General features: G+C 67.4%; 1 pseudogene. It reads left to right on the forward strand.

What is annotated here, in order from left to right:
* Window positions 1-273: pseudogene (locus SB816_RS31610) on the forward strand (hypothetical protein); the annotation flags it as partial.

The raw sequence follows: 273 nt of genomic DNA on the forward strand, positions 1-273 counted from the left end.
GTGCTGGCCGCGCCTTTGCTCGGCATGACGCCGGAGCTGGTGCGCTATCTCGGCAGCCTGCCCGCGTACAAGCTGCGCACGGCCCTTGAGCGTATCCGCGACCTGCCGCTGTTCCGGTGGCGCTTTCGCGACGACGCGTTCTGGTTCCAGTTCACAGCGCACAACCTGAACGTCGAGCAGGTCGCGCATCACATCATGTCCACCACGCCGTTTCGCGCGGGCGACCTGCCGCACACCGCCACCTGGACGGACTTGCGCCTGGGTCGTGAGACG

The organism is Achromobacter sp. SIMBA_011, from assembly GCF_046535435.1.
Lineage (GTDB): Bacteria > Pseudomonadota > Gammaproteobacteria > Burkholderiales > Burkholderiaceae_B > Achromobacter > Achromobacter dolens.